The sequence below is a fragment of the Streptomyces sp. NRRL B-3229 genome (genome assembly GCF_000719505.1).
GTDB lineage: Bacteria > Actinomycetota > Actinomycetes > Streptomycetales > Streptomycetaceae > Streptomyces > Streptomyces griseorubiginosus.
This window is the reverse complement of record NZ_JOGP01000004.1, coordinates 319,477-336,567: the sequence shown is the minus strand read 5'-3', so window position 1 is coordinate 336,567 and position 17,091 is coordinate 319,477. Positions and strand designations below refer to the sequence as shown.

The window sequence follows — 17,091 nt, the reverse complement described above, 5'->3', positions numbered from 1 at the left end:
GGCAGGGCGGGCCGTCGGCGCTCAGCCGGGGAAGGCCATCAGGGCGATCGGCGTGGACGTGGGGTGTTTCGAGCCGCCGGCGGGTTCGACGGTGATGCCCATGCCCGACGCCCCGTCGACGTCGCCCCGCATCAGAACGGTCTGGTCGCCGCGGTCGGGGTCCATCAGCCCGGCGGACCGCATGGTCCCCGCGTCGTCGAACCAGAGCTCGTACACCTTTCCGCGGGGCGGCCGGGCCATGCCCGAGACGACGAACACGGCCTTGTCCCTGCTCTGGGAGACGACGACCGTGCCGGTGGCACCCGCGGCCAGATCGGCGGCCCGCGTCCGGGCGTCCGGCGCCGCGAGCACGGCGGCGATCTCGTCGGCACTCCGGGACGCCTGACGTGCCTCGGCGCGGGCGTCCGCGGCCTGCTGGTGCTGCCACACGGTCGTCCCGCCGAGCGCCGCGGCCGCGGCGAGACAGGCGGCGAGCGCCCACCGGGACAGCAGCCGGGCCCTCAGCCGGGTACGCACCGGAGAGACCCGGACGGTCGTGCCGGGCGTCTCCTGGCGGACGGTGGTGATCCGGCGCAGCACGTGCTCGCGCAGTGCCGGGGGGACGGGCGCGGCGACGGCCAGTCCCAGCCGGGCCGCGGTCGCGCTCAGCTCGGCCGTCTCCTGCGCGCAGGGCTCGCAGCCCGCGAGGTGACGTTCGAAGGAGACGCTCTCCTCGTCGGACAGGGCGTGCAGGGCGTAGGCGCCGGTCAGCCGGTGCAGGTCGATGGTGGTCACGCGGTCACCCCCAGGCAGTCGCGCAGCCGGATCAGCCCGTCGCGCAGTCGGGTCTTCACGGTCCCCAGCGGGAGCCCCAGCGCCTCGGCCACCTCGCGGTAGGTCAGGCCCCGGTAGTAGGCGAGGGTGACGGACTGGCGCTGGAGATCGGTCAGGGTGCGCAGACAGCGCCGCACCTGCTCCCGCTCCAGCCGCGCCTCGACATGCTCGGCCACCTCGTCGTACTCCGGCACCCTGTCGAGCAGGGCGGCCTTGTGGTCCCGGGCCATCGCGGCGTCCACGGATCGCACCCGGTCCACCGCCCGGCGGTGCGCCAGCGTGAGGATCCAGTTCACCGCGGTCCCGCGGTCCGGCCGGTAGCGGGGAGCCGTCCGCCAGACCTCCACGAGAACCTCCTGCGCCACCTCCTCGGACTGGGCGTGATCCCGCAGCACGGCCCGCACGACACCCAGCACCGGGCCCGCGACGATGTCGTACACATGGGCGAACGCATCCTCGTCCCCCAGAGCCACCCGCCCCACGAGTTCCTGAAGGTCAGGCCCCTTCGAGGGGTTTCTGACGATATGCACAGCTTCTTTCACCGAGGGCCTCCACCGTCGGGACATGTCCGGACGTAATCCGTTCCCGCAGACCAGGCGGATTGGTTGCGCTCGTGACGAATTCAGGGGGCTGATTCAACGGCGATCTTCTCGGCGGCTTCGAGCGCCTGGGGACCTACCGGAGGTGCCTCTATGTCGTTCGTCAAGCGAGGTGTGGGGTTCTGGGTTCGTAGAAGGGTGCCGTCGCGGAACATCGCGAACAGCACGTTGAACCGCTGGCCGGCCAGGCGGAGAAGTGCCTGAGTGTGGCTCTTTCCGCGGGCCCGGCATCGGTCGTAGTGGGTGCGGGAGGCGGGATCGTGCAGGGCGGCGAACGCGGAGAGGAACCCGGCGCGTTCGAGCTGCCGGTTCCGCCTCTGGGCGCGTGTTCGCCGTGGATCGAGGTTCCCGACGATCTGGTCGTTGGTGCGAGGCCGGCGTAGGAGGCCAGGTGGGCGGCGGTGGGGAAGCTGGTGCCGTCGAGAAGAATCCAGATCATTGCCGGGCCTCCGGATCGCGGGGATTTCCCTGATTTCCGCGGGGTCCGGGATCGGTGGGAAGGCGGAATGCCGCGCTCCGATGTTCCGGAGTGGCATGGCCCTACGCCGTGTTGTCAGTCAATGCCCGGCAGCCGGCGCTGTCGACGCGGTGTCGACACGGGCGAGTTCTGGGGGCTGCGCCGGGGCCGCCGGGGTGAGCGGAGCCTCGGAGGGTGATTCGGCCGGCTCGGTCGGCGGCGGCAGGATGTGGTCCTCCCACCACGAAAGGGCCATCACCACGATGAGCAGGACGAAGGGGGTCGAAGCGGGAACGATCAGCGCGTACATGTGTACCGCCTGATAGGGGATGCGTGCGACGCGGCGGGCGGCAGATCGTTGCCCGCTTGAGGCGCATCGGGGCTTCGCCGGGTTCTCGTGACGACGGGCGTGTGCAGGAACGGCCGGGCTCGTGACGCGGCGGGTTCCGACACCGATGCGCAGGGTGCGCCCCCTGGGGAGCGCGTTGGCGGTGCGACGCTGCCGGGGGCCGGGGCGGCATGTCGCACGCTAGCCCTCGCCGCAGATTCCCGACAGGTGTCAAGCAGCCATCCGTGCCGGACAGGACGCGCTGACGTCGCACGGTATCCGCATCCGTCGGGCAGGACTACGCTGTGGGTGAGGCCCCGGTCCCCGGTATCGATGCCGTGTTCTGCTCCCGGGGAGGCCCACCGTGTTCCTCCTGCTCCTCGTCCTCATCGCCGTTCTCTTCGGCTTCGGCTTCCTGCACCCCATCTGGTGGGTGGCGGCGGCGGTGCTGGTCTACGGCGCGACCCTCCACGGCCGCGATCGTGGCGGAGGCCGAAGCCGTGGTGGTTCCGATCTCGGGGACTATCGGCAGCCCCGGGACTACCGGGACTACCGGGAGCGCCGAGATCGCCAGGACCGCTGGGACCGCCGCTACACCCGCCAGAACTGGGCGCGCCGGCGGCGCGAGGACCGTCGGGACCATGACCACCAGAGGTGACCCCGGGAGTGGGCAGGCAGCCACGGTCCGGGACGGCTCCGGCCAGACCGGAGACGTCGAACTCGTGAAGAGGTACATGCCATGCAACGCACAACCGTGCTCCAAGAGGACTGGTGGAAACTGCGGGCCGAGGCCACGTGGGGGAACGCGTCGGCGGGGCAGGACCTCGTCGCACTGCGCGCCGAGAACGATCAGCTGCGGCGGGCGCTGGCCGGCCGTGCGGTCATCGACCAGGCCCGCGGAATGGTGATGGTGCTGACCCCCTGCGGCCGCGGGGCGGCCAGGAACCTGCTGGTCGACGTCTCGCGGCAGTGCGACACCAGACTTCCGGAGGTGGCCGCGGCCGTGGTCGCCGCCTGGGAGGGCAAGCCGCTGCCGGAGCGGATGCAGCGTGCGCTGCGGCGTGCACTGCGGCGGTTCGGCGCGGAGGACCGAGGGCGCGACTGCTCATCGGCCGACGAGTCGTCCAGATAGGGAGAGACCATGATCCACGCGGCCGACCTCCGGGAATGGCGCAACCGCGATGTCGTCGACCCCGAGTCGCACAAGATCGGTGTCCTGGAGGCGGTCTATGTGGACACCACCACCGACGAGCCGGCCATGGCCACGGTACGGATTGGACTGCCCACCCGGCACCGTCTGGTCTTCGTCCCCCTTGAGGACGCGATCGTCGGGCCGGGCTATCTGAAGGTCGGCTATGTCAGAACGCTGGTGAAGCAGGCTCCTTCGATCGGTACCGACGACGTGCTTCCCGCCGAGCAGGAGGAAGCGGTCTTCAAGCACTACGGACTGCCCTACCAGCCCGGTGCGGCCGGAGAACGACAACTTGCGCGCCGCTGACCGCACTCGGACGGGAGGGCTGCCGTGTTCACCGGGCCCGGCATCTTCGATGGCTGCCGTCCGTTTCGACCCGGACGGCACCAGAGGCGTGGTCGCGACGCTCCGCGGCATCCCGCAGACACCCCGGCGCAGGCCCCCTTCCGCCGACGCGCAACCGCGCAGGGCACCCATGCGGGACGGGTCGCCCGGGGTCCGCCCCTGCGATGTCCACGTACCGGAACCTGCGCGCGGCATTGACTGTCCGTGACATGCGGACGGCGCTGAACCGCCACCCACAGCCCCCAGCCCCGTCGTGCTGAGCCGACCGCGTCCGTTCGACGTGTCCCGGGTCCGACGACTCGGGTCGCCGGGAACCGACCGTCCGACAGCATCTGGAGACTGCCCCGGGCAGCAGCGCCCGGGCTGCCCGGGGCAAGGCGCTAATGCACCCGGTCCTCGGGCATCTCCTGCATGTCCTCGTCCGGCAGGTGCACGTCGTTGACCGCGATGTTCACCTCGACGACCTCCAGGCCCGTCATCCGTTCCACCGCCGCGATCACGTTCTCACGGACCTCTGCGGCGAGGTCGGTGATGCTCACCCCGTATGCGACGACGACCTGGAGATCGATGGCGGTCTGCTTCTCACCGACCTCGACCTTGACGCCACGCCCCGCGCTCGGATGTCCACCCGGGACCCGGTCGCGCATCGCGCCCATGGTGCGGGTGAATCCACCGCCCAGCGCGTGGATTCCCGGGACCTCGCGGGCGGCGATGCCGGCGATCTTCTCCACCACCCCGTCGGCGATGGTCGTCCGGCCGCGGGTCTCGGCCGGGTCCTGGAGCCGGGGGCGTGCGGAGGCGTGCAGTGTCGTGCCCAGGTCGGCATGAGGCTCCCCCGGGCCGGGTTCGGGCAGGGTCGAACCGTTCGGCTCTGTCATGTGAAGCCACCTCCTCGGGTGGTGCACGGAGTGACGTGCCCGGCGGCCGTCGGCCGCCGCGTTTCGCGCCGCTTGCCCAGTACCGCACTACGCGTCGGACATGCCTGCGTACGCCGTCCACATCGCGGCCACGGCCCAGGCGCGGGGACCAGGCGGCTCAGCGGACCCCACCGGACCGCGCCCGGGACTATGCTGTTGTACGGACGTCCCAGACCCCGGCGGCTTGTCGTTGCTCGACACAGATGGCGCGGGGAGTGGACTCGTAGTCCGGCACCCGGCGCATTCCAGGAGGGAACCGGGTGCTCCTCTGTCTTATCGCACAGGCGGTCGGACCTGCCTTCGCTCCGACTCCGCCGAACGTACGCCCCCATCTGGAGCGCGCCAGGCCGTGCCGGATATCCGGCACCACCTGGCCCGCTGCCGGATGGTCTTCCGAACCGAGGCGTCATGTCCCTTCCACAGCTCATCGTGTATCGCCCTGGCCGAAGGAATAGTGCGCTGATCACCCTGGCCGGTGAGATCGACTTCGAATCCGCACCGTTGGTGCGCGCATCCGTGGATCAGTGCTTGCGGGACGGCATCCGCGCCATCGACATCGACCTCACCCTGGTCAGTTTCTGTGACTGCACCGGCCTCAGCGCCTTCCTGCACGCTGCGCGGCAGACCACTGTGGCGGGCGGGACCCTGCGACTGCACCACCCATCGCCGATGCTCGTCCTTGTAGCCGGCCTCACCGGTTGCGGGTTCCTGCTCCTCGGTCCTCCGTACGACCCGCTACCTCCTTCCGGCGACGCCCTGGCTGTGCCGGCTCCAGCCCCGCCGCACAGGGCCGTCCCGCCTGCTCCTGTTCTCCCGGGCGATGCGCGATGACGCCCGGACCCGGGCGGGGACAGTCACGGAAGCCGGGGAACGGCGAGGCCTGCGGCGCGGCTCCGGTGCGACTGCGCCGGCTGAACCGTCGGCTGGTGGGGGACCTGCGCGATGATCTGGCGGGGTTGTATGTGGAGTCCCGCGTGCCGGCGACGGGTGACGCGTACCGCCGTCCCGGCCGCCAGGACTTCCTGAACCGTCTCACCGCGGACCTGGGCCGGCCGGGATTCGCCATGGTGATAGCCGAGTCGGACGGCCTGATCGGATGCGCCTTCGGATTCCCGGTGCGCGGCGACGGCTCGTGGTGGCTCGGCTTCGACGGAGTATTGCCGCGCAGCGTCGGGTATCTCACGGTGTCCGGCAGGGCCTTCGCGTTCGGCGACATCCTGATCCGCCCGCACCCGCAGGACCGGGAGGTCGCCCGTCGTGTGCAGGAGCGACTGTTGACCGACCACCAGGCGTCGCTCGGTGCCACCCTGGTGGACGGGGCCGATCACCCGACTCGCTCCGCGCTCCGCTCCTGGGGATGGCTGGATGTCGGAGAGCTTCGCAGGCCACTCGGCGTCACCACGTTCCGCGCGCTGGTGTTTCCCCTGGCGGAACGCGCCACGGTGACGCCGGTGGGTCTTGCCGCGATGCCGGGAGACGGTGGCCCGGGTGGGCGCTGAGAGCCGGTCGGCCCGCATTCGGATGCTGGTGGCCGAGCAGGCGGCCCGGCGTGGTGCCCGGGTCGGCGTGGTGGACGTGTGCACCGCGGCCGTGGCCGCGCTGCCGGTCGGCGGGGCCGGGCTGTCGGCGATGTCCAGGTCCGCGCCGAGCCACCCGCTGTGCAGCACCGATGCCGTCAGCGAGCAGCTGGAAGAGCTCCAGCTCACGCTGGGCGAGGGGCCTTGCGTGGACGCCTTCCTGCACGGCCAGGCCGTCCTGACACCCGATCTGCTCACCCGTGACCTTCAGGACCGCTGGGCGGTGTTCGCCGAGGCGGCCCTGGAAGCCGGGGCCCGCGCGGTCTTCGCGCTTCCTCTACAGATGGGCGCGATCAGCCCGGGAGTCCTGGACCTGTACGCCCACGTTCCGGTCCGGTTGAGCGCGGAGGAACTGGCGGACGCGCTGGCGTTCGCCGATCTCGCGACTCTGGTGCTGCTCGACGCGCGTATCGACGAGATGGACGCGCCACGCGATGGCCCCGTCGAGGACCTGGGCGCGTACCGGGCGGAGATCGACCAGGCCAGCGGGATGCTCACCGTTCAGCTCGGCGTCGGCATCGAGGAAGCCTTCGTCCGGCTCCGCGCGTACGCCTATGCGCAGGGACGCCGGCTTGCCGACGTGGCCGCGGACGTGGTGGCCCGACGGCTTCGTTTCCCACCGGACGCGGAGCCGGACCAGGCCGGGGAGGACGACTGACGCATTGGTGCCGGCCGAGGAACGTGCCGTACTTCCCGCCCCTTCCCGGCGGGACTAATCTTAATTCGAGGGTGTCCACGATGGATCAACAACTTCTTTCCAAGACCTTCGTCGAGTTGGCCGACAACCTGGTCGCCGACTTCGACCTCATGGATTTCCTGCGCCTGCTGACCGACCGCTGCGTCGGCATGCTCGACGCGAGCGCCGCCGGAGTGCTGCTCGCCGACCGGGACGGCAAACTCCGCGTCATGGCCGCCTCTGACGAACAGGTGCGTGTGCTGGAGCTCTTCCAGCTCCAGAACGACCAAGGCCCCTGCCTCACGTGCTTCCGCACCGGCGCGCCGGTGATCATCCCCGACCTGACCCGGGAGGTCGACCGCTGGCCGCGCTTCGTCACGGCGGCCCACCGCAGTGGATTCGGGGCCGTCCAGGCCCTGCCCATGCGTCTGCGGGAGGAGACCGTGGGCGCGCTGAACCTCTTCCGTGCCGCGCCCGGCCCCTTCGACCCGGCCGCCACCCTCGTTGCCCAGGCGCTGGCCGACGTCGCCACCATCAGCCTGCTGCAACAACGCACCGCGCAGCGCAGCACGGTGCTCAACGAGCAGTTGCAGACGGCGCTGAACAGCCGGGTGCTGATCGAACAGGCCAAGGGGAAGCTCGCCGAACGCCAGGGCCTCGACATGGAGCAGGCGTTCAGTGCCCTGCGCGGCTACGCCCGTTCCCACAACCGGCGCCTGGCCGACGTGGCCCGCGCCTTCATCGACGGCTCGGAACCCCTTGCCGGGCTGGGGTCCTGATCCACTCCGCGCCGCAGCCGACGCGCATCGGCACGCCGCTCCTGCGCCCGGAACCTTGGGCCGGACGGCCGCCGCCGTCGTGCGGCGGCGGCCGTCCGGAGCGTGAGGATGGGAGGCCCCCCTCCACCGTGTCCTCGCGCGTTGCCCTCCGCGGCGGCGGGACTGATGGGAACACCCCGTCTGGAAAATGCCGAGAGGACTTGGGCTGGAGCCGCGCTGTCCGGCGATGCGGCTCCGGCCGGGCCTGGTTTCCGACTCGGGGGCTGGGAGCCTGGGTGGGGAGACTTGCTGGTACCGGAAACGGTCGCAGTCCCGCCTTCCCTGCGTGCAGCCTAGAGCAGATTCAGGAGCAGCGGAACAGGGCCTGACGTAAGTGTGCTCGTCACATGTCAACGCCGGTTGTGCGCGGTGGCGCGTCGAGCACCGTACCGATGCCGGCCGCCGCAGGCGAGCGGCAGCCACGGCGGGAGGCCGGTTCCTTGGCCGTGGCTGCGGGAACTCTCCGGCACAGGCTCGTACAGCCGAAGCCGATGGTCGGCACCCGCCGCACTGCTTGCCGAAGGGAGTGCCCCATGACCTGAACGACCCGGCGGTCGGCCGACCCGTCGCCCGGGCCACAGTGGCCCCGCGCTCCCAACTGGCCCCGGAGCGGCGCCGATCCGGGGCTATGCTGGCGAACAGACGTCCCGGACCCCGGCGCCACAGCACACATCGGCCACGAGGGCACTCCCGCCCTTCTGCCGGTCTCCTGAACCGAGGCGCCCCATGCGCACTCCGCGGCAACCCCACGAACCCGAAGGCCCGGAGCCGTCCGCCATGGACACGGTGCGGCTGCGCCGACTGAACCGCTGGCAGGCCGAGGGCCTGCGAGAGGACCTGGCGGATCTGTACGTGGAGTCCACCACCACCCCGCCGGGCGAGGAGTTCCGCGGCCGGCAGGAGTTCCTGCGCCGTCTGACGGACGGCGTGAAACTGCCGGGATTCGACATGCTGGTCGCCGAGGCCCGGACCCTGACCGGCTGTGTCTTCGGAATCCCCGTGCCACGTGACGGCTCCTGGTGGCAGGGGTTCGACGGGCCGCTGCCCCAGAACCTGGAGCAACTGACCGCGTCCGGACACGTCTTCGCGATCCTGGAAACCGTTGTCCATCCGCACCAGTACGCCCGCGGGCTCGCTCGCCGGCTCCAGGAGCGCCTGCTCGCCGATCACCAGGCTTCGCTCGGCGTCATCTTGCTGGACCAGTCCGATCGCCCGGCCCTTGCTGTCTTGGAGGCGTGGGGCTGGCAGGAGGTGGGCCAGATCCACCGCGCCCCGACCGTCCTGTGCGTACTGCTCCTGTTCCTCGGAGAGCGCACGACGCAGCATCCGGACGGCCTCGCGCACAACGACCGGACCCAGCGGCCCGGATAGCCGCCTGCGCCGGTCGGGCGCGACGCGTGTGAAGACGTGGAGGCGTCGAGAAGCCCTTCGTCGTGGCGACCAGGGCCGCGGCCACGTCCCGGAGCTTGATGTTGCAGCGCTGCGACACGCCCACCAGCAGGTCCCAGGCCCTCTCGCTGGTGCAGGGCGCCAGGGCCATCACCATGGCGCGCGCCTGGTCGATCACCGCACGGCTCGTCATCGCCCGCTCCAACTGCTCGTTGGTGGCGCGCAGTTCGCCGATCTCGGCCAGCAGTGCCGCATCCCGAGCCGTCGACAGCGGCTGCTCTTCATGGGGCGTGGTGTCGGTCACCCGCGGTGCTCGCTGTCCGGACGGGCCTCGCGCTTCCGGCGCGCCCGATGCCGAGGGCGGTACCGGCGCTTCCGGTGGTCCTGGTGCTCCCGGAGATCGGAACTGCCGCCACGGTCCCAGCCCCCGCCTTCACCACGGCGCCCGTATGGGATGGCGCCGAACACCAGCACGACTGAGGCTGCGACCACCCACCAGAAGGGGCCGAGGACGCCGAAGCCTGACAGGACCGCGACGAGGATGAGGAGCAGGGGGAACACGGTGGGCCTTCCCGGAGCGGAGCTGCAATGCCGGGGGCCGGGGCCTGTTCGAACAGCGTAGCGCTGCCCGGAGGCAGCTGATGACGCCCCGTGTAACGGTCTCGCACCCGGAGCTGGTGGTCCCTTGCAGGCCGTTCAGGGAGCGCGGCGAGAGCAGGCGGGTGCGGTACGGCCCAGCCCCCGGCCGCGTCGATCACCGTCCGGTTCCGCGGACGCACCTCGCGCATCGGCGCGGGAACTGCCGCGTCACGAGCGAGGCCGCTCCCGCAGCCGCCGTCGCCATGGCATCCCGGCGAAGCCACAGCTGCCGTCGCCGTCCTGTAGGTCCTGTGGAGGGTCGCCGCCGTCCTGCTGGTCACCTGGATCCGTCGGCTCCGTGATGCGCGGGCATGGCGGTGGCAGCCGCCGGTAGTCCACCAGGAGAGGATGCCCTGTCACCGCGGATGCCGCGCACCCCGCCCGCCACGAGTCCCGGCAGGAACCGGGACGGGAGCCCACGCAACGGCTGCTGCGCGGGTGAGCGGGTCTTGGATCCACCGCACCGGCGTATCCATCAAGAGCGCGAGCCGCGGCCGCCGCAGTAGCATGGACTGTGGGTTGGCTCACTCTCACGTGCAGCCGCCCGGAAGGGCGACTCCGGCGTGGTTGCGCCGGAGTCGTTGTCACAGCTGTTCTTCCGGTTCCGGCCGGGCCGGGCCGGGCCGCGGTCTTCCAGGGGAGCGGCCCGCATCGACTGGTGTCCCGCTCAGGAGGGACAGCGCATGATCCGGTCTTCGTGGACGCCACCACCGACGAAACGGCCGTGGCCACCGTACGGACCGGGCTGCCGACTCGTCGGCGCCTGGTCTTCGTGCCCGTTGACGATGCACTCCTGGGGCCGGGCTGCGCCGGGCGCGAGCGGCGAACGAAAGCTCGCACGCCGCTGAGCGACGGCACGGTCCAAGGGAGGTGTCCGAGCCGTGGCGTATTTTCTCCTGTTCCTCCTTGTCGCCGTCGTCCTGGGAATCATCGGCGTGACGGCCGCAGGTCTGGGCTGTCTGCTGATCGTCGGCATCGTGGTTCTCGTGGCCGATGTGACCGTGGTCGCCGTGCGGCTGTCCTGGCGCGCCCGGTGGCGTCCTCTCCGCTGACGGCGACGGGTGCCGGCGGATCACGCACGTCACCGCTGGAACATGCCGGCCCGAGGCCACGGCGATCACCCCGGCTGCTTCAGCGGCTGCCCCCGCCGAGGAAGCGGTCGGCGTTGCCCCGAGCACCGCTGTCGTGCCGATCACGGGCGAGGTGCCGGTGCCGAGTGGGTCAGGTTTATGCGAAGCCTTCGCAGAGCTGTGGTGACCGAGTGGCCTCCTGTCCCGGCGGTCTCCTCCCGAAGGGGAGCTGTGAGATCTGGTCGGTCGTACGAACAGGTCGGCGCAGGAGGTCGTCAGATGGTCCGTCAGTTCCTCAGGGTGCCTGGTAACGCGGTCTCGGCTGTGTTCGCGCCCATGGCGCGCCCCTCCCTGCCACAGACGGCCGACCTCGGCAGCCGATCGGTACCCGGATGCTCGGCGTCGGCCCGTCGACTTCCCACACTTGTACGGATCGCGTCTGTGGAACGGCCCGCCGGGGGAGTAAGCTGATGTTACCGAGGGTATTCCGTGCACCGGCCTCCATGCTTGTGTCGTTTTCGGCGATTGATTCACCGGGCCGGTCCGATCGGCCCGGAGCAGGGTTCGCATCATGACAGCGACCGTTTCGTATGCGCCGGCAATCGAACACCGGCCCTCTTCTCCGTCTCTTCGCATGGCGCAGGCTCTCACCGGTTCGGGTCCGGCTCTGCTGGACGGCGCCTGGTGGTACCCCTCCTGTTATCCGGGGGCGGAACTTCCCTCATCGGCTGCCCTGCTCGACCCACAGACGACTCCCGTCTCGGCCACGTGGCTGATGGCCGCCGTGAGCGACCCACTGCGCGTGTCAAGCACGGGCCGACTGATGGAGGAGGCAGCGCTTCTGCGCACCGTGTCGGCGGCCGAACGGGCCGAGGAGGTCGTCTGGGAGGCCGAAAGAGGCCGTGAGGCCCCCGGTCCGGCCTCACGGCCACGGATCCCGGCAGTCACTGCTCCGGTACTCACCATTCCGGCAGTCGCCCCGCCGACACCGAATCCGGCAAAGGGCAGGTGAGGGTCATGGAGACCTTTGTGGCCGTGATGGCACTTCTGGCGATGGTCGCTGTGGGCGTGCTCCTGATCCACCTGCTCAACAACCAGCACGACGAGCGCATCGCCGTTTTCCACTACGGCCGCTCCCGGTCGACTGTCCGGCGGTCGGCACGATCGGCCCCGCGGAAGCTTCGCGGTCGTGCCGGAACGAAGGGCACAGCCGATCGCCGCGACCACCGCGACGGGGGACGCGGACGGCTCCGGCCACGGCGCCGGACCCGGACGGCGGGGAAGTGAGTCGCCATGCTCCCCGCCATGCGGTCCGTGAAGCTTCGGGCGGACACCAGCGGTGAGCCGGTGCTTCCCGGCACCGCGGTCCTGCGGATGGAGACGACAGCCAGGCGCGCGTGGACGTTCGACGGCGCATGGTGGCCGCGGACCCGGGACCTCAAGAGCCAGCTGTCAGCTCTCCTCACCGCGCTGACGGCACACCTGGGCCCCGTCGCCCGCGTGGGTCTCGACGCGAGCGACGGGGGACGGGGCTCCGGGGCATCTGTTCGTCGACGGGCACACGGTCCGTATCGACCGGTCCGCCGTGGGCGACCACACCATGATCGTCACTCGTCATGTCCGTGCGGGACGACGACGACGTCGTAACAGAGGCTCAACAGCAGCCCGGGACCCCGGCCGCACCCACGGGCACAGGCCGGGGTCCTCCCGTGCCGGGTGCTTCCCGAACCGCTCGGTCCGGGACCGTCGTCGACGTAAGGAATGTGAGAACCATGGGTGTTCTGATCACAGTGCTGGTGGTGTGCGCCGTGGCCGGGCTGGTCCTGCTGGCCCTGAGCCTGCGCAACGTCCAGCAGTACGAGAAGGGCGTGGTGTTCCGCTTCGGACGGCTGCTGCCGGACATCCGCGGGCCCGGCCTGCGTGTCATCCGGCCGATCGGCGACCGGATGAGGAAGGTGTCCGTCCAGACCGAGGTCCTCGGCATCCCGCCGCAAGGATCCATCACCGCCGACAACGTGACGCTCACCGTGGACGCGGTCGTCTACTTCCGGGTCATCGACCCGGTCAAGGCCCTCGTGAACGTCCGCGATTACCCCAGCGCCGTCTCCCAGATCGCGCAGACCTCGCTGCGCGCGGTCATCGGCAGGGCGGATCTGGACACGCTGCTCTCCGACCGCGACCACATCAACGCGGAGCTCAAAAAGGTGATGGACGCCCCCACCGAGGAACCGTGGGGACTGCGCATCGAGCGGGTGGAGATCAAGGACATCGCCCTTCCGCAGTCGATGATGCGCTCCATGTCCAAGCAGGCAGAGGCCGAGCGTGAACGCCGTTCCCGGGTCATCGCCGCCGACGGTGAGTTCCAGGCATCCCAGCGGCTCAGTGACGCCGCGGCGACCATGGCCGACACTCCGGGCGCTCTCCAACTGCGCCTCCTACAGACCGTGGTGGACGTCTCGGCGGAGAAGAACAGCACCCTGGTCATGCCGTTCCCGGTGGAAATGCTCCGCTTCTTCGAGCACCAGAGCCGGGAGGCCGACGGCGAATCCATCCACCGGAACATCCCGCGCCCCGCACTGCCTCAACGTCCGGAGAGTCCGGACCCCCATGAACTCCCCGAACCGATCACCTCTGTCCAACCGACTGCGCCCGCTTTCCCGCTGAGCGCAGAACGGGTCGGCTCCCACGGAGAACGGTTCGGCAGTCGCGCGGCAGTGGCGAGGGAACGGCGGGACAACTGGCCTGCCCACGCGGACTCCGACTCCGAAGCGTCAGATGCCGGCGGTTGATCCCCGCCCGTCCCGGGCGGTCGGCGGTGGTCGCCCGATGCGGGCGCGGCAGTGTCAGCACGATGACCGCACTCGACGGTGTGCCCCTGCACGCCCTCGCCGGGGACAACCTCGTCATGGCGAGTCCCGATCAGCTGCGCGTGATGGTCAAGACGTTCGCCGGCGCGCTCATGTCCGCGGAGGCCGACGTCCTCTGCAACGCCGAATACGGCCAGGTCAGCGACGAGAGAGTCAACCACCGCAACGGATACCGCCCGCGCGAGTGGGACACGAGAGCCTGTTGCGTTGTGGAGTTCGCACCGCTGGAACTGTTGGTCGACACGAACGCGCTGGCCAGGGCCAGCCCCCTCAGCACTCGATGATGTTCACCGCGAGCCCGCCCCGGGCCGTCTCCTTGTACTTCACGCTCATGTCCGCCCCGGTGTCCTTCATCGTCTTGATGACCTTGTCAAGGGACACCTTGTGGGAGCCGTCGCCCCGCAGGGCCATCTTCGCCGCGGTGACCGCCTTCACCGCGGCCATGCCGTTGCGTTCGATGCAGGGGATCTGGACCAGGCCGCCGACCGGGTCGCAGGTCAGGCCCAGGTTGTGCTCCATGCCGATCTCGGCCGCGTTCTCGACCTGTTCGGGGGAGCCGCCGAGGACCTCGGCCAGCGCGCCCGCCGCCATCGAGCAGGCCGAGCCGACCTCGCCCTGGCAGCCGACCTCCGCGCCGGAGATGGACGCGTTCTCCTTGAAGAGCATGCCGATCGCGCCCGCGGCGAGGAGGAAGCGAACGACGCCGTCCTCGTCCGCGCCGGGCACGAAGTTCATGTAGTAGTGCAGGACCGCGGGGATGATGCCGGCCGCGCCGTTGGTCGGGGCGGTCACCACCCGGCCGCCGGCCGCGTTCTCCTCGTTGACCGCCATCGCGTACAGCGTGATCCACTCCATGGAGTGGGCCAACGCGTCGCCCTCCGCCCGGAGTTGACGGGCCGTCACGGCCGCGCGCCGACGCACCCGCAGCCCGCCCGGCAGGATGCCCTCCTGGGACATGCCCCGGGACACACAGGCCTGCATCACGCGCCAGATCTCCAGGAGTCCGGCCCGGATCTCGTCCTCCGTGCGCCAGGCCCGCTCGTTCTCCAGCATCAGGGCGGAGATCGACAGGCCGGTCTCCTTGGTCAGGCGCAGCAGCTCGTCACCCGTGCGGAACGGGTACTTCAGCACGGTGTCGTCGAGCTTGATCCGGTGCTCGCCGACCGCGTCCTCGTCCACGACGAAACCGCCGCCGACCGAGTAGTACGTCTTCGACAGGAGCTCGGCGCCCGAGGCGTCGTAGGCCCACACCGTCATGCCGTTGGCGTGGTACGGGAGCGCCTTGCGGCGGTGCAGCACCAGGTCGTCGTCGAAGGAGAAGGGGATCTCGTGCTCGCCGAGCAGCTTCAGCCGCCCCGCGGACCGGATCTCCGCGACCCTGTCGTCCGCGCCCGCCACGTCCACCGTCCGGGGGGACGCCCCCTCCAGGCCGAGCAGCACCGCCTTCGGGGTGCCGTGGCCGTGGCCGGTCGCGCCCAGGGAGCCGTAGAGCTCGCAGCGGACCGAGGCGACGGCCGGCAGCAGGTCCTCGTTGCGCAGACGGCGGGCGAACATGCGGGCCGCGCGCATCGGGCCGACCGTGTGGGAGCTCGACGGGCCTATGCCGATCGAGAACAGGTCGAAGACCGAGATGGCCACGGGAACTCCTTCAAAAAGGGTGGGGGCACACGTCGTCGGGTGCCCCCACCGTGGAACTACTTGTTCAGGCCGTTGAGGCCGGGGTACAGCGGGTGCTTGTCCGCCAGCGCCTTGACGCGGGCCTTCAGCGACTCCACGTCGTACGACGGCTTCAGCGCGGAGGCGATCACGTCCGCGACCTCGGCGAAGTCCTCGGCCGTGAAGCCACGGGTCGCCAGGGCGGGCGTGCCGATCCGCAGACCCGACGTGACCATCGGCGGACGCGGGTCGTTCGGGACGGCGTTGCGGTTGACCGTGATGCCGACCTCGTGGAGACGGTCCTCGGCCTGCTTGCCGTCCAGCTCGGACTCGCGCAGGTCGACGAGGATGAGGTGCACGTCGGTGCCGCCGGAGAGCACGTTGACCCCGGCCTCCCGGGCGTCGTCGGCCGTCAGGCGCTCGGCGAGGATGCGCGCGCCTTCCACCGTACGCCGCTGGCGCTCCTTGAACTCCTCGCCCGCCGCCACCTTGAAGGACACCGCCTTCGCCGCGATCACGTGCTCCAGGGGGCCGCCCTGGAAGCCCGGGAAGACGGAGGAGTTCAGCTTCTTCGCGAAGTCCTTCTTCGCCAGGATGATCCCGCCGCGCGGGCCGCCCAGCGTCTTGTGGGTCGTGGAGGTGACCACGTCCGCGTGCTCGACCGGGTTCGGGTGCAGCCCGGCCGCGACCAGACCGGCGAAGTGCGCCATGTCGACCCACAGGTACGCCCCGACCTCGTCGGCGATCCGCCGGAACTCCGCGAAGTCCAGCTGCCGCGGGTAGGCGGACCAGCCCGCGATGATCACCTTCGGGCGGTGTTCGCGCGCGAGCTTCTCCAGCTCGGCCATGTCGACCAGGCCGGTGGCGGAGTCCACGTGGTACGCGACCACGTTGAACTGCTTGCCGGAGAAGTTCAGCCGCATCCCGTGGGTCAGGTGACCGCCGTGCGCGAGGTCGAGACCGAGGATGGTGTCGCCGGGCTGGGCCAGCGCGAACAGCGCGGCCTGGTTGGCGGAGGCACCGGAGTGGGGCTGCACGTTGGCGTACTCGGCGCCGAACAGCTCCTTGAGCCGGTCGATGGCGATCTGCTCGGCCACGTCGACGTGCTCGCAGCCGCCGTAGTAGCGGCGGCCCGGGTAGCCCTCGGCGTACTTGTTGGTGAGGACCGAGCCCTGCGCCTCCATGACCGCGAGCGGAGCGAAGTTCTCCGAGGCGATCATCTCGAGCGTGGACTGCTGCCTGACCAGCTCGGCGTCGACCGCGGCGGCGATCTCCGGGTCGAGCTCGTGCAGGGGCGTGTTCAGTGCGGACATCAGGTGCAGACTCCTCAGCCGGCGGAAAAGGCGGTGTACTCGTCGGCGGAGAGCAGGTCGGCCGGCTCCTCCGCGACGCGTACCTTGAACAGCCAGCCGCCCTCGAAGGGGGCGGAGTTCACCAGCGCCGGGTCGCTGACGACGTCCTCGTTGACCTCGGTGACCTCACCGGAGACGGGGGAGTACAGGTCGGAGACCGACTTGGTCGACTCCAGCTCGCCGCAGGTCTCGCCCGCGGTCACCGTGTCACCGACCTCGGGGAGCTGGACGAAGACGACATCGCCGAGCGCGTTGGCCGCGTGCTCCGTGATGCCGACCGTCGAGACGCCGTCCTCGGCGCCCGACAGCCACTCGTGCTCCTTGCTGTAACGCAGCTGCTGGGGGTTGCTCATGGCCTGAATTCTCCTGTACGCGGGGGACTGCTGACGAAGGGGG

General features: G+C 70.4%; 18 protein-coding genes and 2 pseudogenes. 12 read left to right on the top strand and 8 right to left on the bottom strand.

Going from position 1 to position 17,091, the window contains the following annotated elements:
* Positions 1-21: 21 nt before the first annotated feature.
* The 4 genes and pseudogenes from IF54_RS0108310 to IF54_RS0108300 form a co-directional block, all read right to left on the bottom strand.
* Positions 22-774, bottom strand: coding sequence for an anti-sigma factor (locus IF54_RS0108310; protein WP_030316088.1), 753 nt, complete (start codon positions 772-774; stop codon positions 22-24).
* Positions 771-1,355 carry a sigma-70 family RNA polymerase sigma factor gene (locus IF54_RS0108305; protein WP_030316086.1) on the bottom strand — a complete coding sequence of 195 codons (585 nt, stop codon included), beginning with the start codon at positions 1,353-1,355 and terminating at the stop codon, positions 771-773. Before IF54_RS0108305 ends, IF54_RS0108310 begins: the two co-directional genes overlap by 4 nt.
* A 160-nt stretch (positions 1,356-1,515) precedes the next feature.
* Positions 1,516-1,833, bottom strand: a pseudogene (locus IF54_RS40995) (transposase); the annotation flags it as partial.
* 136 nt (positions 1,834-1,969) lie between these two features.
* Complete coding sequence (locus tag IF54_RS0108300) at positions 1,970-2,179, bottom strand: hypothetical protein (RefSeq protein ID WP_030316084.1); 210 nt, start codon at positions 2,177-2,179, stop codon at positions 1,970-1,972.
* 382 nt (positions 2,180-2,561) lie between these two features.
* On the opposite strand from IF54_RS0108300, the gene IF54_RS0108295 reads away from it, so the two are divergent.
* The 3 genes from IF54_RS0108295 (at position 2,562) to IF54_RS0108285 (ending at position 3,695) form a co-directional block, all read left to right on the top strand.
* A complete protein-coding gene (locus IF54_RS0108295; RefSeq protein WP_030316082.1) occupies positions 2,562-2,855 on the top strand; it encodes a hypothetical protein in 294 nt (97 codons plus the stop codon).
* Positions 2,856-2,936: 81 nt separating this feature from the next.
* Entirely contained in the window at positions 2,937-3,329 is a 393-nt protein-coding gene (locus tag IF54_RS39495; RefSeq protein WP_051735360.1) for an ANTAR domain-containing protein, read from the top strand.
* Between the two features lie 9 nt (positions 3,330-3,338).
* Positions 3,339-3,695, top strand: coding sequence for a PRC-barrel domain-containing protein (locus IF54_RS0108285; RefSeq protein WP_030316078.1), 357 nt, complete (start codon positions 3,339-3,341; stop codon positions 3,693-3,695).
* A 419-nt stretch (positions 3,696-4,114) separates the two neighbouring features.
* Here IF54_RS0108285 and IF54_RS0108280 read toward each other — a convergent pair whose 3' ends face one another.
* Entirely contained in the window at positions 4,115-4,612 is a 498-nt protein-coding gene (locus IF54_RS0108280) for an Asp23/Gls24 family envelope stress response protein (protein ID WP_030316077.1), read from the bottom strand.
* On the opposite strand from IF54_RS0108280, the gene IF54_RS44045 reads away from it, so the two are divergent.
* The 9 genes and pseudogenes from IF54_RS44045 to IF54_RS39490 form a co-directional block, all read left to right on the top strand.
* Positions 4,559-5,482, top strand: coding sequence for an STAS domain-containing protein (locus IF54_RS44045; RefSeq protein WP_324616537.1), 924 nt, complete (start codon positions 4,559-4,561; stop codon positions 5,480-5,482). The two genes, IF54_RS0108280 and IF54_RS44045, sit on opposite strands and share 54 nt — an antisense overlap.
* Before the next feature lie 143 nt (positions 5,483-5,625).
* Complete coding sequence (locus IF54_RS42970; RefSeq protein ID WP_234438934.1) at positions 5,626-6,150, top strand: hypothetical protein; 525 nt, start codon at positions 5,626-5,628, stop codon at positions 6,148-6,150.
* Complete coding sequence (locus IF54_RS0108265) at positions 6,140-6,886, top strand: ANTAR domain-containing protein (protein ID WP_234438933.1); 747 nt, start codon at positions 6,140-6,142, stop codon at positions 6,884-6,886. The genes IF54_RS42970 and IF54_RS0108265 overlap by 11 nt, the downstream gene beginning before the upstream one ends.
* Before the next feature lie 80 nt (positions 6,887-6,966).
* Positions 6,967-7,683, top strand: a complete 717-nt coding sequence (locus IF54_RS0108260; protein WP_030316069.1) for a GAF and ANTAR domain-containing protein — start codon at positions 6,967-6,969, stop codon at positions 7,681-7,683.
* Between the two features lie 816 nt (positions 7,684-8,499).
* Entirely contained in the window at positions 8,500-9,093 is a 594-nt protein-coding gene (locus IF54_RS0108255; RefSeq protein WP_234438940.1) for a hypothetical protein, read from the top strand.
* Between the two features lie 1,538 nt (positions 9,094-10,631).
* Positions 10,632-10,802: a hypothetical protein gene (locus tag IF54_RS42965; protein WP_199821189.1), complete on the top strand. Its 171-nt coding sequence runs from the start codon at positions 10,632-10,634 to the stop codon at positions 10,800-10,802.
* A gap of 1,311 nt (positions 10,803-12,113) precedes the next feature.
* Positions 12,114-12,467 (top strand): DUF5994 family protein, encoded by a 354-nt coding sequence (locus tag IF54_RS43275; protein ID WP_324616536.1) that lies wholly within the window; start codon positions 12,114-12,116, stop codon positions 12,465-12,467.
* Positions 12,468-12,592: 125 nt separating this feature from the next.
* Positions 12,593-13,609 (top strand): slipin family protein, encoded by a 1,017-nt coding sequence (locus IF54_RS0108235; protein ID WP_078851906.1) that lies wholly within the window; start codon positions 12,593-12,595, stop codon positions 13,607-13,609.
* A gap of 62 nt (positions 13,610-13,671) precedes the next feature.
* A pseudogene (locus tag IF54_RS39490) lies at positions 13,672-13,887 on the top strand (transposase); the annotation flags it as partial.
* A gap of 70 nt (positions 13,888-13,957) precedes the next feature.
* Here the strand turns inward: IF54_RS39490 and IF54_RS0108225 are convergent.
* From IF54_RS0108225 to gcvH, 3 genes are read right to left on the bottom strand one after another with little or no spacing between them, the layout of a single operon-like run.
* Positions 13,958-15,325 carry an L-serine ammonia-lyase gene (locus IF54_RS0108225; protein ID WP_030316058.1) on the bottom strand — a complete coding sequence of 456 codons (1,368 nt, stop codon included), beginning with the start codon at positions 15,323-15,325 and terminating at the stop codon, positions 13,958-13,960.
* Positions 15,326-15,381: 56 nt separating this feature from the next.
* On the bottom strand, positions 15,382-16,656 hold the full coding sequence (glyA, locus tag IF54_RS0108220) for a serine hydroxymethyltransferase (RefSeq protein ID WP_030316056.1): 1,275 nt from the start codon (positions 16,654-16,656) through the stop codon (positions 15,382-15,384).
* Between the two features lie 14 nt (positions 16,657-16,670).
* Positions 16,671-17,048: a glycine cleavage system protein GcvH gene (gene gcvH / locus IF54_RS0108215; RefSeq protein WP_007384830.1), complete on the bottom strand. Its 378-nt coding sequence runs from the start codon at positions 17,046-17,048 to the stop codon at positions 16,671-16,673.
* Between the last annotated feature and the right edge of the window lie 43 nt (positions 17,049-17,091).